This window comes from Dialister succinatiphilus YIT 11850 (assembly GCF_000242435.1).
Taxonomy (GTDB): domain Bacteria; phylum Bacillota; class Negativicutes; order Veillonellales; family Dialisteraceae; genus Dialister; species Dialister succinatiphilus.
Map to the genome: position 1 here is coordinate 549,599 of NZ_JH591187.1, position 14,229 is coordinate 563,827.

Annotated in this window: 17 protein-coding genes; 15 read left to right on the forward strand and 2 right to left on the reverse strand. The window is 51.6% G+C overall.

Annotation, left to right across the window (positions count from 1 at the left end; translation table 11 throughout):
- Positions 1-64: 64 nt before the first annotated feature.
- The 6 genes from HMPREF9453_RS02275 to rplT all read left to right on the forward strand — a co-directional run bounded on the left by HMPREF9453_RS02275 (position 65) and on the right by rplT (position 5,187).
- Positions 65-1,162, forward strand: a complete 1,098-nt coding sequence (locus tag HMPREF9453_RS02275; protein ID WP_008858948.1) for an MGDG synthase family glycosyltransferase — start codon at positions 65-67, stop codon at positions 1,160-1,162.
- Positions 1,163-1,589: 427 nt separating this feature from the next.
- Positions 1,590-3,497, forward strand: coding sequence for a threonine--tRNA ligase (gene thrS, locus HMPREF9453_RS02280; RefSeq protein WP_008858949.1), 1,908 nt, complete (start codon positions 1,590-1,592; stop codon positions 3,495-3,497).
- A 1-nt stretch (position 3,498) separates the two neighbouring features.
- Positions 3,499-3,933 carry a HutP family protein gene (locus tag HMPREF9453_RS02285; protein WP_008858950.1) on the forward strand — a complete coding sequence of 145 codons (435 nt, stop codon included), beginning with the start codon at positions 3,499-3,501 and terminating at the stop codon, positions 3,931-3,933.
- Positions 3,934-4,069: 136 nt separating this feature from the next.
- Positions 4,070-4,606: a translation initiation factor IF-3 gene (gene infC, locus HMPREF9453_RS02290; protein WP_071986741.1), complete on the forward strand. Its 537-nt coding sequence runs from the start codon at positions 4,070-4,072 to the stop codon at positions 4,604-4,606.
- Positions 4,607-4,621: 15 nt separating this feature from the next.
- On the forward strand, positions 4,622-4,819 hold the full coding sequence (gene rpmI, locus HMPREF9453_RS02295) for a 50S ribosomal protein L35 (RefSeq protein ID WP_008858952.1): 198 nt from the start codon (positions 4,622-4,624) through the stop codon (positions 4,817-4,819).
- 17 nt (positions 4,820-4,836) lie between these two features.
- Positions 4,837-5,187, forward strand: coding sequence for a 50S ribosomal protein L20 (gene rplT / locus HMPREF9453_RS02300; protein WP_008858953.1), 351 nt, complete (start codon positions 4,837-4,839; stop codon positions 5,185-5,187).
- A 395-nt stretch (positions 5,188-5,582) separates the two neighbouring features.
- Here the strand turns inward: rplT and fba are convergent, their stop codons facing one another.
- Both fba and HMPREF9453_RS11870 read right to left on the reverse strand, forming a co-directional pair.
- Positions 5,583-6,515 (reverse strand): class II fructose-1,6-bisphosphate aldolase, encoded by a 933-nt coding sequence (fba, locus tag HMPREF9453_RS02305; RefSeq protein WP_040379486.1) that lies wholly within the window; start codon positions 6,513-6,515, stop codon positions 5,583-5,585.
- Positions 6,516-6,642: 127 nt separating this feature from the next.
- On the reverse strand, positions 6,643-6,801 hold the full coding sequence (locus tag HMPREF9453_RS11870; RefSeq protein WP_008858955.1) for a hypothetical protein: 159 nt from the start codon (positions 6,799-6,801) through the stop codon (positions 6,643-6,645).
- Positions 6,802-6,919: 118 nt separating this feature from the next.
- Here HMPREF9453_RS11870 and HMPREF9453_RS02310 point away from each other — a divergent pair, with 118 nt between their 5' ends.
- Genes HMPREF9453_RS02310 through HMPREF9453_RS02350 form a run of 9 tightly spaced genes read left to right on the forward strand, consistent with a single transcriptional unit; the run spans position 6,920 to position 13,736 of the window.
- The gene (locus HMPREF9453_RS02310; protein ID WP_008858956.1) at positions 6,920-7,411 is read left to right on the forward strand and encodes a YajQ family cyclic di-GMP-binding protein; all 492 of its coding nucleotides are present in this window, start codon (positions 6,920-6,922) and stop codon (positions 7,409-7,411) included.
- A gap of 16 nt (positions 7,412-7,427) precedes the next feature.
- A complete protein-coding gene (gene cbiD, locus HMPREF9453_RS02315) occupies positions 7,428-8,543 on the forward strand; it encodes a cobalt-precorrin-5B (C(1))-methyltransferase CbiD (protein ID WP_008858957.1) in 1,116 nt (371 codons plus the stop codon).
- Positions 8,528-9,154, forward strand: a complete 627-nt coding sequence (cbiE, locus tag HMPREF9453_RS02320) for a precorrin-6y C5,15-methyltransferase (decarboxylating) subunit CbiE (RefSeq protein ID WP_008858958.1) — start codon at positions 8,528-8,530, stop codon at positions 9,152-9,154. The genes cbiD and cbiE overlap by 16 nt, the downstream gene beginning before the upstream one ends.
- A 1-nt stretch (position 9,155) precedes the next feature.
- Entirely contained in the window at positions 9,156-9,728 is a 573-nt protein-coding gene (cbiT, locus tag HMPREF9453_RS02325) for a precorrin-6Y C5,15-methyltransferase (decarboxylating) subunit CbiT (RefSeq protein ID WP_008858959.1), read from the forward strand.
- Between the two features lie 11 nt (positions 9,729-9,739).
- Positions 9,740-10,516 (forward strand): precorrin-4 C(11)-methyltransferase, encoded by a 777-nt coding sequence (cobM, locus tag HMPREF9453_RS02330; protein ID WP_008858960.1) that lies wholly within the window; start codon positions 9,740-9,742, stop codon positions 10,514-10,516.
- The gene (locus HMPREF9453_RS02335) at positions 10,513-11,607 is read left to right on the forward strand and encodes a cobalt-precorrin 5A hydrolase (protein WP_008858961.1); all 1,095 of its coding nucleotides are present in this window, start codon (positions 10,513-10,515) and stop codon (positions 11,605-11,607) included. Before cobM ends, HMPREF9453_RS02335 begins: the two co-directional genes overlap by 4 nt.
- Entirely contained in the window at positions 11,604-12,293 is a 690-nt protein-coding gene (gene cobJ, locus HMPREF9453_RS02340) for a precorrin-3B C(17)-methyltransferase (protein ID WP_008858962.1), read from the forward strand. The genes HMPREF9453_RS02335 and cobJ overlap by 4 nt, the downstream gene beginning before the upstream one ends.
- Positions 12,290-13,108 carry a precorrin-6A reductase gene (gene cobK, locus HMPREF9453_RS02345; RefSeq protein ID WP_008858963.1) on the forward strand — a complete coding sequence of 273 codons (819 nt, stop codon included), beginning with the start codon at positions 12,290-12,292 and terminating at the stop codon, positions 13,106-13,108. Before cobJ ends, cobK begins: the two co-directional genes overlap by 4 nt.
- Positions 13,077-13,736, forward strand: coding sequence for a precorrin-8X methylmutase (locus HMPREF9453_RS02350; protein WP_008858964.1), 660 nt, complete (start codon positions 13,077-13,079; stop codon positions 13,734-13,736). Before cobK ends, HMPREF9453_RS02350 begins: the two co-directional genes overlap by 32 nt.
- Positions 13,737-14,229 lie beyond the last annotated feature (493 nt).

Consider the following 14,229-nt stretch of genomic DNA (forward strand, 5'->3'; position numbering starts at 1 on the left):
ATTGACACTCCCAGTGCCGGCTATGATATAATTTATCGGAGAAGTAGAGAAAAGGGGAACTGCCATGTCGGACAAACCACGCAAGTTTATTATTTTGACAGCCAGCATAGGAACAGGGCACAGCCAGGCAGCCCGGGCGATTGCGGAGGCCATGCAGGCGTCCCATCCCTCCGATTCCGTCAGTGTCCTCGATTTTGTATCCAATAACCGGCTTTCGGTGGACCATATTATCAAAGATACTTACTTGAAGATGATCGATGTATTTCCCTCCATGTATGACCACTTATACAGCGATTCCCAGAACAGCCGGTTCGGACAGATGTCCCAGCTCATGCTTTCCTTGACTTTCAAGCGCCGCATGAAGAGTCTGGTGAATACGCTGAAGCCCGATGCGGTCATTTTCACCCATCCTTTTCCGGCAGGCGCCGCGGATCTGCTGAAGGCGGAGGGAAAAATCAGCGTGCCTCTTCTGGGGGTTATTACAGATTTTGATATCCACCAGCTCTGGGTGGACCATTATCTTGACGGTTTCTGTGTGGCTACGCCGGACCTGAAGACACTGATGGAAAGCTATGATGTGCCTGGTGATATCATCCACGTCACCGGTATTCCCGTTCGCCGCTCTTTCTATGAGCAGGCGGCCAGGAAGAGGCCTTTTGAAAAGGGGACAGTTCTTGTCATGGGCGGCGGATTGGGCCTTGGGAATGTGGTGGACAACATTCGCCGGCTGGACGAGGTGGATGAAATTTCCAAATTTATTGTCATCACCGGTAAAAACATCGATCTTTACGAAAAAGTAGCGGCCCTTTCCGACAAACTTCACCATCCCGTGGAGCTTCACAGCTACACCAATAAGGTGGCGGAAATCATGGCCCGAAGTGAAATCCTTGTCACCAAGCCCGGGGCGCTGACCTGCACCGAAGCCATGGTGATGCACCTTCCCATGGTGCTGGTCAATACCCTGCCGGGGCAGGAGCGGGCCAATGCGCTCCACATGAAGAACCGGGGCTGCGCCGAATGGGTGAAAAGGGGAGACTTGGCGGAAACAGCCAGGCGGATTTTAAGAAATCCCGATGTGAGAAGCGCCATGGCCGCTGCCTGCGGCGATGTGCACCCTGACAGCGCCAAAGATGTGGTGAATGTGCTGTACAGCCTCTTGTAACAGGCTTCAAGGTGGAATATCTCGATTCTGGAATGGGGGAGAGAGCGAAGGCTTATCGTTCAGCAGCTTACAGAAGTTTCTTCCTTGTAAGATTCATTTGCAGAATGGCCTTGACAAATGGGCCAAGTCGTACTATAGTATGACCATACACGTGATGACGGAGACATGATGCATCCGGATATCTTTGAAGAGAGTCTGCGGCCGGTGCGAGCAGACAGGAAGATGGATGGGTTACCGCTCCCGAACAGAAGGATTGAAGTCCTTCCGGCCGGATGCCGTTATGAGCCATAGAGTGAAGCGTCATGCTTTATTTGGGTGGAACCGCGGAAGTTAACTTTCGTCCCTTAGGGACGGAAGTTTTTTTGTGTCTTAGTTTCTACAGGGCTGTTCCCAGCGGCCTGGAAACAAATAGGAAAGGAAGATTTTCATGATTACAATCAAATTGAAAGACGGCAAGGAAAAGCAGTTTGAATCTGCCATTTCCCTGGCCGATGCTGCGAAAGCCATTTCCAACAGCCTTGGCAGGGATGCCATTGTGGCTAAGGTGAACGGTGAACTGACAGATCTCCGTGATCCCATTGTGGATGGCAGTGAAGTTGAATTTTTTACCAAGGAAGATAAGGAAGGCCTCTTTACTCTGCGCCATACCGCTTCCCATGTAATGGCCCAGGCTATCCAGCATCTGTTCCCGGGCACCAAGTTTGCCATTGGACCGGCTATTGATGACGGCTTCTATTATGATCTGGACTCTGACCATGTATTCAGCCAGGAAGATTTCGCAGCCATTGAAAAAGAAATGGCCAAGATTTCCAAAGAAAACATTCCTCTGGTCAAGAAAGTGGTAAGCCGCGGCGAAGCGCTGAAGTTCTTCCAGGACAAAGGCCAGGATTACAAGGTCATGCTTATCAATGACCTTCCTGAAGATGCACAGATTTCCCTCTACGAACAGGGCGATTTCACAGACCTCTGCGCAGGTCCCCATATGCGTTCCACCGGCAAGGTGAAGGTATTCAAGATTATGACCGTAGCCGGCGCTTACTGGCGCGGTGATTCCAAGAACAAGATGCTCCAGCGTATCTATGCTACCGCCTTCTTCAAGAAGGAAGATCTGGATCATTACCTCTTTATCCGCAGCGAAGCAGAAAAGAGAGATCACAGAAAGCTGGGCAAGCAGCTGGACCTCTTCTCCTTCCATGATGAAGGCCCGGGATTCCCCTTCTTCCATCCAAAGGGCATGGCTCTCAGAAATATGCTCATGGATTATGAAAGAGAACTGTTCAAGGAATTCGGCTATGTGGAAATCATGACACCGGTAATCCTTTCCAAACAGCTCTGGATTCAGTCCGGCCACTGGGATCATTACAAAGAAAATATGTACTTCACCAAGATCGATGATGAAGACTATGCCATTAAGCCGATGAACTGCCCCGGCGGAATTCTCTATTTCAAGACCCAGCAGCGTTCCTACAGGGATCTGCCTATGCGTGTCGGCGAATTCGGCCTCGTTCATCGTCATGAACTCCGCGGTGCGCTCCATGGCCTCTTCCGTGTACGCTGCTTCACCCAGGATGATGCCCACATTTTCATGACCCAGGACCAGATGAAGGAAGAAGTCATCAAGTGCATGGCCATGTACAAGAAGATGTACGGCGTATTCGGACTGGAATACCATGTGGAACTGTCCACTCGTCCGGAAAATTCCATGGGAAGCGATGAACTGTGGGAAATTTCTACCAACGCTCTTCGCGAAGCCATCGAAAAGACCGGCGTTCCCTACCAGATTAATGAAGGGGATGGCGCTTTCTACGGCCCGAAGCTGGATTTCCACGTACAGGACTCCCTGGGACGTACCTGGCAGTGCGGCACCATTCAGATGGATATGCAGCTGCCGGAACGGTTTGACGTCAACTATATCGGCGAAGACGGTGAAAAGCACAGAGCTGTCATGCTGCACCGTGCAGGTTATGGCTCCCTGGAACGTTTCATCGGCATCCTCATCGAACATTTTGCTGGCGCATTCCCCACCTGGATCGCTCCGGTACAGGTCAAGGTTATTCCGGTAACTGAAAAGCATATGGACTATGCTAAATCCGTGGCCAAGACCCTTTCCGAATCCAATATCCGCGTAGAACTGGAAGAGGCCAATGAAACTTTGGGCTATAAGATCCGCAAAGCCCAGATGGAAAAGGTTCCTTACATGCTCATCGTAGGGGATAAAGAAGAAAAGTCCCACACCGTTTCTATCAGAAGCCGCAAAGATGGCGACAAGGGCTCCATGATGGTTCCCATGTTCATTGCCGGCCTGATGCAGGAAATCAAGAGCAGGGAATACTGATATGCAGAGGGAATTTCAGAGCGCTGATGTGGCACGAGCCGCCGTGCGCATGGCTTTGTCGGAAACCAGGGCGGATGAAAACGAGCTGAAGGAAAAGCTGGCGGCCCAGGGCATCCGTTCCGTTGCTGTTAATTTTGGTGGTAAATTCACGGATATTCTTCCCAAGATTTTTGAATCTGCCATTGTGGCTGCCCAGAGGCAGCATGTCATTTCTGATACCCATGTAGGTGACGGCTCGGTGCTTGGCGCTATGGAATCCGCTATCGAACAGGTGAAGCTCATGGCCATTGGCATGAACGTAGGGGGCAAGATCGGTATTGCCCGCTGGAAAGAACATCTCTGCGTCGCCGTTTTCGTAGGGGTAGGGGTGCTTCACTTCAATGAAGTCACCATTGGCCTGGCTCACCGGGTTTTACGAAATGACTTGACAGACTGAATTTCATGATGTATTATTGTTCATGTGATTAATTGCAAGCAGAAGTCATCCGCTTCTCACCTTACAAGGCGCAGGCTACTAAGGTTTACGTATGAACTCGGGGCGGACGGTGTATGCTGTCCGCCTTTTACTTGCAATGATTTCTTTTTCGGAGGTGAAAAGAATAGGTAAAGAACTGAGTATCAATGAACAGATTCGGGCCAGAGAAGTCCGTGTAGTCAGTGATACAAACGAACAGCTGGGGATCATGACGCTCCATGAAGCAATCCGCATTGCGGAAGAAAAGGGACTTGATCTCGTAGAGGTGGCGCCTAACGGCCGTCCGCCGGTATGCCGTATCATGAATTATGGAAAATACAGATACGAGCAGCAGAAACGTGATAAAGAAGCAAAGAAGAAACAGAAGGTATTCCAGATTAAGGAAGTCAAACTTCGTCCAAACATTGAAGACCATGACTTCTTCGTCAAGCTGAAGAATGCCCAGCGTTTCCTCGGAGATGGTAACAAGGTCAAAGTGACCATCATGTTCCGCGGAAGAGAAATGAGCCATCCCGAATTGGGACAGGAAGTTCTTGATCGCTTTGCAAAAGAGCTCGGTGACTCCATTGTTCGAGAAAAGCCACCGAAATTAGAAGGGCGCAACATGACCATGGTCATCGGCCCGAAAGCATAAAAAGGAGAGACAGATATGCCGAAAATGAAAACCCGTCGCGCTGCGGCAAAACGTTTTACCGAAACAGGATCCGGTCAGTTCAAGAGAAATAAAGCCTTCAAGAGCCACATTCTTGAAAAGAAATCCCCGAAGAGAAAGAGAAACTTCAGGAAAGCAGCACTGGTTTCCAAGTCTGATTACAAACGTGTAGCAAGATTGCTTCCAAACGGCTAATAAGGAGGATTTAAAGAATGGCAAGAGTAAAAAGCGGCGTAACCGCCCATGCAAGACATAAGAAGATTCTGAAACTGGCTAAAGGCTACAGAGGTGCCCGTCATACCCAGTTCAGAAAAGCAAACGAACTAGTCATGAAGGCTCTCTACTATGCAAGAAGAGACCGCAGATCCAAGAAGAGAGAATTCCGTAAACTCTGGATCGTTCGTATCAATGCAGCAGCTCGTCAGAATGGTCTGACCTACAGCAAGCTCATTGCAGGCCTGACCAAAGCAGGTATCGAAGTGAACCGCAAGATGCTGTCCGAACTGGCTATCAGCGATCCTGCAGGCTTCACCAAGATCTGCGAAGCAGCAAAGAACGCTTAATCAGCAGAAAGAAAACACCGTTTCTCAGGAAGCGGTGCTTTTTTTATTGAGTAATTTATAAAGACGCCTCTGAGGCGCAGCCGGGACCAGGATCGGGGTGGAGGCCCGTTAAGGAAGCGCTGATTAAATCACTGTCTGCTTTTATTCTTGAATTTTTATGCAATGCGAGGAATGGGACGACGCGAATAGCGAGCTATTTAAGGAGTCCCATGACGAAGCAGTGCATAAAAATTCTTATGAAAGCAGACTCTATGAATTAATCAGTGCTTCCTTAACCTTCCCTGCTGAACTTTCTAAACCTTTTATACAAAAATACAAACAAAAAAGGGGCTGTGAAAAAATGTTTGAACATTTTTTCACAGCCCCTTTTTATTCACAATGAGTGGTCAAATGGTTCAAATGGTATGAGCGGATCCGAGGACGGCTTCAATCTTATGCTTGACCATTTCTTTTACTGCATTTCTGGCTGGTTTCAGGTAGTTCCGGGGGTCAAAGTTGGAGGGATCTTTGTAGAGAGCTTCTCTGATGGCGCTGGTCATGGCCAGACGGATATCGGTGTCGATATTAATTTTGCAGACTGCCATGGTGGCAGCTTTTCTGAGCATGTCTTCCGGCACGCCTTTGGCACCGAGCACTTTGCCGCCGTACTGGTTGCATTTTTCTACAAATTCCGGAATTACCGTGGAGGCACCGTGGAGGACGATGGGGTAGCCGGGCAGGAGTTTTCCTACTTTTTCCAGTCTTTCATAGTCCAGATAGGGGTCGCCTTTGTATTTATAGGCGCCGTGGCTGGTGCCGATAGCAATGGCCAGGGAGTCGCAGCCGGTCCGTTCTACAAATTCCGCAGCCTGGTCGGGGTCTGTGAAGATGGCATCTTTGGCATCTACACTGACCATATCTTCCACGCCGGCCAGACGGCCCAGTTCTGCTTCTACGACTACGCCTTTGTCATGGGCATATTCTACGATCTGCTTTGTGACTTTGACGTTTTCTTCAAAGGGATGCTTGGAGCCGTCATACATGACAGAGGAGAATCCGCCGTCAATGCAGGCTTTGCAGATTTCATAAGAGGAACCGTGATCCAGGTGAAGGGCGGTGGGGATTTCCGGATAATCCTGCAGCGCAATTTTTACGAGGCCTACGATGTATTCCTGCCCTGCATAGTTGCGGGCGCCTTCGGAGGCCTGAAGAATGACCGGAGATTCTTCTTCCTTGGCAGCTTCCATAATGCCCTGGATGATTTCCATATTGTTCACATTGAAAGCACCGATGGCATAATGACCTTTATAGGCTTTCTTAAACATTTCAGTAGTTCCTACAAGCGGCATAGTGATGACCTTCCTTTCAAATTGATTCATATGAATTGAATGCATGGTTTTCATGGGATTATGCATGTATCTGATTTCATTATACTGAATGGGGGAGCGGATTTCCACCGGAAAATGATGGGAGATTTTAAGCTATGGGAGGGTAAGGCTCTATTCCCGAATGAAAGAGGGCTGATACCTGGCGAGTGGTAAAAAGTTGGACTTCTTTTCGCTTGTTGAAATGCAGCCTGTCTGCTGCTGAGTCATCCTCGTCCTGGCCGTCATGGTGAGCTTTTAATTTTTTCATAAAAATTCCTCATTTTTCCCGCCGCATATGGTAAAATGAAATGGTGTAATCAATTTCATTTACAAGGAAGTGGAAAGTCACAGATTTCTGTGGATTCCTGCCGGAGTAGGAGGACAGGATGGCTAAGGATTATTCTTTCGATGTGGTGTGCCGTACGGATCTGCAGGAGGCACAGAATGCGGTGAATCAGGCGGCCCGGGAAATCGGGACCCGTTATGATTTCAAAGGAAGCAAAAGTTCTGTGTCTCTGGAAGATGGCAGAATCACTCTCATCGGTGATGATGATTTCAAGCTTCGTCTGGTGAGGGATATCCTGAATACGAAGCTGGTGAAGCGGGGGATTTCCCTGAAGAATATCAGGGAGGAAAAGAAGGAGCCTGCTGCCGGCGGCACGGTGCGTCAGGTGTTGGAGCTGACGAACGGCATTTCTTCGGACATGGCAAAGGATATCGTGAAGCGGGTGAAAGCATCTAAAATCAAGGTGTCTGCTAAAATCAACGGTGACGAAGTGAGGGTCAGCGGAAAGGATAAGGATGCCCTGCAGGCCTGCATTGCTTTCCTGAAGCAGCAGGATCTTCCCATGGACTTACAGTTTGTGAATTACAGATAAAAGAGATGAAGGGATAATGAAACCAGAGGAAATGATTGGCAAGGTGCTCCGCGAGGGCCATACCACCGGTGCTACGGCGGCAGGGGCCATGAAAGCGGCAGTGCTGGCTATGAGAGGAGAATTTCCAAAGACTGTCACCGTCCTTTCTCCCCAGCGGCAGGAAATCGTGATTCCTGTGGACCATGCAGAGGCAGACGGCGAGAAGGGATGTGCCACCTGCCTGAAGGATGCGGGGGATGATCTGGACTGCACCAATGGCACCCCCATTGTGGTGACAGTAGAACTTAAAAGGGAGCCGGGCATGGAGCTTCGCGCCGGGAAGGGTGTGGGCATTGTGACCCGTCCGGGCCTGCAGGTGGCGGTGGGAAAGCCGGCCATCAATCCGGGACCCCAGATTATGCTCCGTTATGTGTATGAAGAGTTCTTTACAAAGGATGACGGCATCATCGTCACCGTTTCTATCCCCAAGGGGGAGGAGCTGGCGAAACAGACGCTCAATCCTTCCATCGGCGTGAAAGGCGGCATTTCCGTTCTGGGGACCACAGGCATTGTAAAGCCTATGAGCGAGGACGCCTACAAGCGGTCTCTGGCGCCCCAGGTGCCGGTGGTTTGGGCGTCGGGGTTCCGCACGGCGGTACTCTGTCCTGGACGGATCGGCGAAAATGCGGCCAAAATCATGGGCATCCCGGAAGGGGCCATCATTGAGACCAGCAATTTCATCGGCTTCATGATGGAGCAGTGCATTGCCCGGGGCTTCGACCGCATGCTTCTCATCGGCCACATGGGGAAATTGGTGAAGGTGGCGTCCGGCAGTTTCCATACCTATAACAGGAACAGCGACGGCCGCATGGAAACCATGGCTGCCTATGCCGCCATGAACGGCGCTTCCCCTGCTGTGGTGAAGGAAATCATGGACTGCAATACCACTGACGGCGCTGCCATCATTATCCACCGGGAGCATCTGGATATGGTGTATGGTCAGATGGCTGAACGGGCCCAGGTGCGTTCGGAGCGTTACATTTTCGGTAAAGCGAAGGTGGGCGTTATTTTTGCCGCCATGGACGGCACCATCCAGGCCATGAGCAGTCATGCAAAGGAGATTTTAGAGGAAAACAAATGGATCATACATTAATCGTTGCAGGCATCGGACCGGGGGGACGGGACTACATCCTTCCCAAAGCCCTTGAGGCCATTGAAAAGGCCCACTACCTGGTGGGCGGCAGGCGGGCGCTCCATGACTATGCCAAAGAAGGACAGGAGACTTATCCGGTGACGGGAAAGCTGTCCCTCCTTTCTGACTGGCTTACAGAAAAGCTCGCTTTGGGCGATGTGGTGGTTATGGTGAGCGGGGATCCCGGGTTCTACAGCCTTCTTCCCTGGCTGAAGAAGAAGTTTCCCGAACATCCGGTGAAGGTGATTCCCGGTATTTCATCGGTGCAGGCCGCATTCTGTCTGATTTCCGAACCCTGGCAGGGAGCCAGATGGCTTTCCTTCCACGGAAGGGTGCCGGAAACGAAGGATACGGCCTATGAAAAAGGCAGAAAGCTGGCATTTCTGACGGATTATGAACATAATCCTGCCTATATTGCCGGTTATCTGATAAAACAGGGGTGGCCGAAGAATACAAGGGCCGCAGCCTGCGAACATATTTCCTATGAGAACCAGCAGGTGGAGGAGTCTACTCTGGAAAAACTGGCCTCTCTGGAAGGATTTGGTGAATCAGTAATGGTGGTGATAGGCTAAGATGCAGACATTTGGTATTCGTGATGAGGAGTTTATTCGGGGAAAGGTACCGATGACGAAGGCGGAAATCCGGGCCATGGTAATGGTGAAGGCGGGAATCCGTCCCACTGACAGGGTGGCGGACATCGGTGCAGGAACGGGATCCATTTCCATCGAGGCGGCATTGGCTGCTTCCGAGGGGGATGTGTATTCCATTGAAAGAAATCCGGAAGGCATTCGGCTGATTGAGGAAAACGCTGAAAAATTCGGATTGAAGAATATCCATACTATACAGGGGACGGCGCCGGAGGCCATGGACGGCCTGCCGCCTCTTAATGTGGTAATTATCGGCGGTTCCAGCGGTAATATGCATGCTATCCTTGACAGGGCGGAGGAGCTTCTGCCCAAGGGCGGGCGCATGGTGCTCACCGCTGTGACTGCCGAAACCACAGGCGAAGTGGTGCGGGAATTTCAAGGCCGCCCCTTTACCCTGGAAGGTTTCCAGATGCAGATTAACAGGCTCAGGAAATTGGGAAGGTATCATCTCTATGATCCCCTGAGCCCTGTATTCATATTTACTGCAGAAAAAATTTGAGGAGGTTTTTTATGGCAAAATTATATTTTATCGGTGCAGGCCCCGGAGATCCGGAGCTCATTACCCTGAAGGGAAAGAGACTGATCAGCGAAGCGGATGTCATTATTTACGCCGGCTCCCTGGTGAATCCGGAAATTCTGAAATACGGTAAAGAAGGAGCTGCCATTTATAACAGCGCCACCATGAATCTGGACGAAGTGCTTCAGGTGGAAATTGAAGCGCTGAAAGCGGGCAAAAAGGTGGCCCGGGTGCATACCGGGGATCCCGCCATTTACGGCGCCATCCAGGAGCAGATGGATGGACTCCGCGCTGCCGGTATTCCTGACGAGGATTTCGAAGTGGTGCCGGGGGTGAGCTCTTTCCTGGCTACCGCGGCTGCTCTGAAGCAGGAATATACACTGCCCGGGATTTCCCAGACTGTCATTATTACCCGCATGGAAGGCAGAACGCCGGTGCCGCCTAAGGAAAAACTGTCCCTTCTGGCAGCCCACCAGGCCACCATGTGCATCTTCCTTTCTGTCCATGCCATTGAAAAGGTGATGGAAACCCTGAAGGAAGGCGGCTATCCGGGTGATACACCGGTGGCCATCGTCGCAAGAGCTACCTGGCCGGACCAGCGGATTTTCCGCGGCACCATCGATACCATTGCCGATATTCTCCATAAAGCCGGCGTGGTGCGCCAGGCCATGATTGTGGTAGGCAAGGTGCTGGATACGGACTATGACCTGTCCAAGCTTTATGACAGCAAATTCACCACCATGTTCCGTAAAGGAACTGACGAAAAATGAAGTACGCAGTGATTTCAGTCTCCCGGGAAGGAGCCCTGCTTGGCCGGCGGGTGAAAGATGGAATTTCCGGAGAAGGAACGCTGTATGAAAGAAAGGGAGCAGAAAGTGGGGGAGAAGCGGTGTATTTCAACCGCACCCTGGCTCTCACTTCGGACATTTTCACAAAGTATGATGGCCTCCTCTTTATTATGGCCTCCGGCATTGCGGTGCGGGCTGTGGCTCCCCATGTGGTGAGCAAAGCTTCGGATCCGGCAGTGCTGGTGATGGACGAATGCGGAAAGCACTGCATTTCCCTTCTCTCCGGCCATCTGGGCGGTGCCAATGCCTGGGCCCGGGAGGTGGCGGCAGCGGCAGGAGCGGATCCCGTCATTACCACAGCCACCGATGTCCATGAACGAAGGGCCCCCGATGATGTGGCCCGGGAGCTCATGATGCGGGTGGAGCCTTTAGGGGCCCTGAAACCGGTGAACAGCTTTATTGCCGAAGGGAAAAGAGTGTGCTGGTTCCTCGATATGGAAACAGAGGGAGCGGTATCTATAGGAAAGCGGCTTTCTGAAAAAGGCATTTCCTTCCTGCCCCTGTCAGACCTTCCAAAGGAAGAGTTTGAAGGCTGCGTCATCATTTCCAATGAAAAAGTCCATGCGGACAAACCTTTTGTCAGACTCATACCGAAGAATCTGTATGTGGGCATAGGCTGCAAACGGGGAACAGCGGAAGCGCTCATTGAAGACGCTTTCCAAAAAGCTCTTTTCCAGGCCCGGGCCTATGAATACCAGGTGGCGTCCCTGGCCAGTGTGGATGCCAAGGCCGATGAAAAAGGCCTTCTTGATTTTGCTATGCACCATCATCTTCCCATTCATTTCTATAAGGCAGAGGAACTTAGGAAAGTGACGGAAGATTTTGGTTTACCGATTTCAAAATTTGTAGAAAACACGATAGGAGTGGGAAACGTATGTCAATCAGCAGCGTTAATGGAATCAATGAAGGGAAAAACGCTTCTGCCGAAAACGAAGTTTGCAAGTGCCACGGTGGCCATTGCCCTGGGATTATCCGGGTCATCGGCATTGGACCGGGTCACGAGGAGGAAATGACTCCCAAAGCCGTAAAGGCGCTGGAAGATTCTGATATTATCGTAGGCTACAACACCTACATCGCCCTGGTGAGAGACCTCATCGGGGATAAGGAAGTGGTAGGAAATGGCATGCGTCAGGAAGTGGACCGCTGCCAGAAAGCAGTAGACCTGGCTGTAGAAGGTCACAAGGTGGCTGTCATTTCCTCCGGCGATCCCGGCGTCTACGGCATGGCCGGCCTGGTACTGGAACTGGTAGAGAAGGTTGACAGAGAAAAGCGGCCCTCCTGTGAAATCATTCCAGGCCTCACCGCTGCCAATACAGCCGCTGCTGCCCTGGGAGCGCCGCTGATGCACGACTATGCAGTCATCAGCCTCTCCGACCTCATGACTCCCTGGGATCTCATTAAGAGGAGAGCCCGCCTGGCAGCAGAAGGGGACTTTGTCATTGCCATTTACAACCCCAAGAGCCGTGGCCGTGCCACCTATCTGGACCAGATCCGTGACATTGTGCTGGAATATCGCAAACCTGAAACACCGGTGGGTATCGTAAGAAAGGCCGGCCGTCCAGGCATGAGCACCACCGTTACCACTCTGGAAAAACTGCCGGAAGCGGATGTGGACATGCAGTCCACCGTCATTATCGGCAACAGCAACACCTATGTGGCTGATGGTATCATGATTACACCAAGGGGGTACAAGGTTTGATCTGGATTATTTCTGGTACCCAGGATGGCAGGGAAATCGGCGCAGAATTGGCTGACCGGGAAATGGCCAAGCCGGAAGAAAGCCGCCGGGAAATCCTCATGACTGTGGTGAGCCAGTACGGCAAGGTGCTGGCTGCCCATAAGGGCCTTGACATCGAAGTGGGCCGTTTCAAAAAAGAAGACATGGTGCGGGTCATTAAGGAAAAGGGCGTGACCCTCATCCTTGACGCCAGCCATCCCTACGCCGCCATCGTGTCTGAAACAGCCCTTGCCGCTTCCAGGGAAACGGGCATCGACTATGTGCGCTATGAACGGGCGGAAATTCCCCTTCCCGATTATGACAAACTCTATCATGCCAAAGATGAATACGAAGCAGCGAAGCTGGCAGGCAGCCTGGGGAAGAGCGTTCTTCTCACCACCGGCTCCAAAACCCTTCCCGTTTTCGTCCACGAACCTTCCCTTCAGGACAAAACCATCTGGGCCAGGGTGCTTCCCGTATCCAATGTGATAAAAATGTGTGAAGACCTGGGCATGAAAGCCAAAAACATTCTGGCCATCCAGGGACCTTTTTCCTATGAAATGAACCTGGCCATGATCCGCGATTATCACTGCGACGTCATGGTGACCAAGAACAGCGGACTCATCGGCGGAAGCGACACCAAACTGAAAGCAGCCATGGACAGCGGTATTTCCGTCATCGTTATCGATAAACCAAAAGCAGATTTGAAAGGCGTCCCGGTCTTTGATACCACCGAAGGCGTTTTGAAATATATGGAGGAACATTATGGATTTCATCAAAAACCCGAGAGCCATTGAAGAAAAAAGCATGGATCTCATTGATCCCTTTATCAGCGACATCGACCTCACTCCGGAAGAAGTGACCGTATACTCCCGCATGATTCACGCCTCCGGCGACGTGGACTATGGTCATCTCATCCGTACCAGCGAAGGCGCTGTAGAAGCAGGCATCAAAGCCCTCGCCGGCGGCTGCAATATTTACTGCGACGTGAACATGGTCAAAGCAGGCATCAACAAAAGAGCTCTTTCCGCTCTGGGAGGCGAAGTATTCTGCCGCGTAGCGGACCCGGAAATTGCCAGGATTGCCAAAGAAAAGAACATTGCCCGCTCCATGGCAGCCATGAACTCTTTCGGCACCGACCTGAACGGCTCCATCATTGCCGTAGGCAACGCTCCCACAGCCCTCTATGAAGCTATTCGCATGGTAGAAGAAGACGGCATCCGCCCGGCCCTCATCATCGGCATTCCTGTAGGATTCGTAGGCGCTGCGGACTCCAAGGAACAGCTGGTACGCCGCGCTCCCTGCCCCTACATTACCGTGAGAGGCACCAAAGGCGGCAGTTCCATCGTGGCATCCTGCGTGAACGCTCTCATGTACAACCTGGTCAAAAGAGATAATATGCTCTACGTGCAGGGAAAGAAATAAGACGGTGAGCTGGCGGGTTCTTAGTGATGCATATGAGGCAGGAGTCTGCACTCATTAAAACTTATGCCCCTGCTTGTCAGGTGGCAGGCGCCATATGAACAAGCCCCTTTGGGGTTTGAGGGTTGACGGCCCGCTGGGCCGAAGGTTCTTAAGGGGCTTAAGTTTGACGCGCCTTTGGCGCGAGGGTTGTGGAGGGCGCCTCTAAATTTATAGAAGGCGCCAGTTTGTATAAAACCTTCACAACCGGGCTTTCGCCCGTCGGAAAACAGGCCAACCGCCCTGCGGGCGTCGGAAATGCATCCCCCTTTGGTGGCTGGCGCCACCACCTTCTCGCCCCGTTGGGAAGCGTGTCACTGGATTCTCAGTCGCCTACGGCTCCCTGCGAATCCAGTTCCCTTGCCACCGCGGTTCGGTGGGGCGGCAAAAGGAAAGCGCCTTAATGGGCAGGCTAGGCGCCTTACTTCGCCCCACTTGGAGGTCCTATGCAGGACCT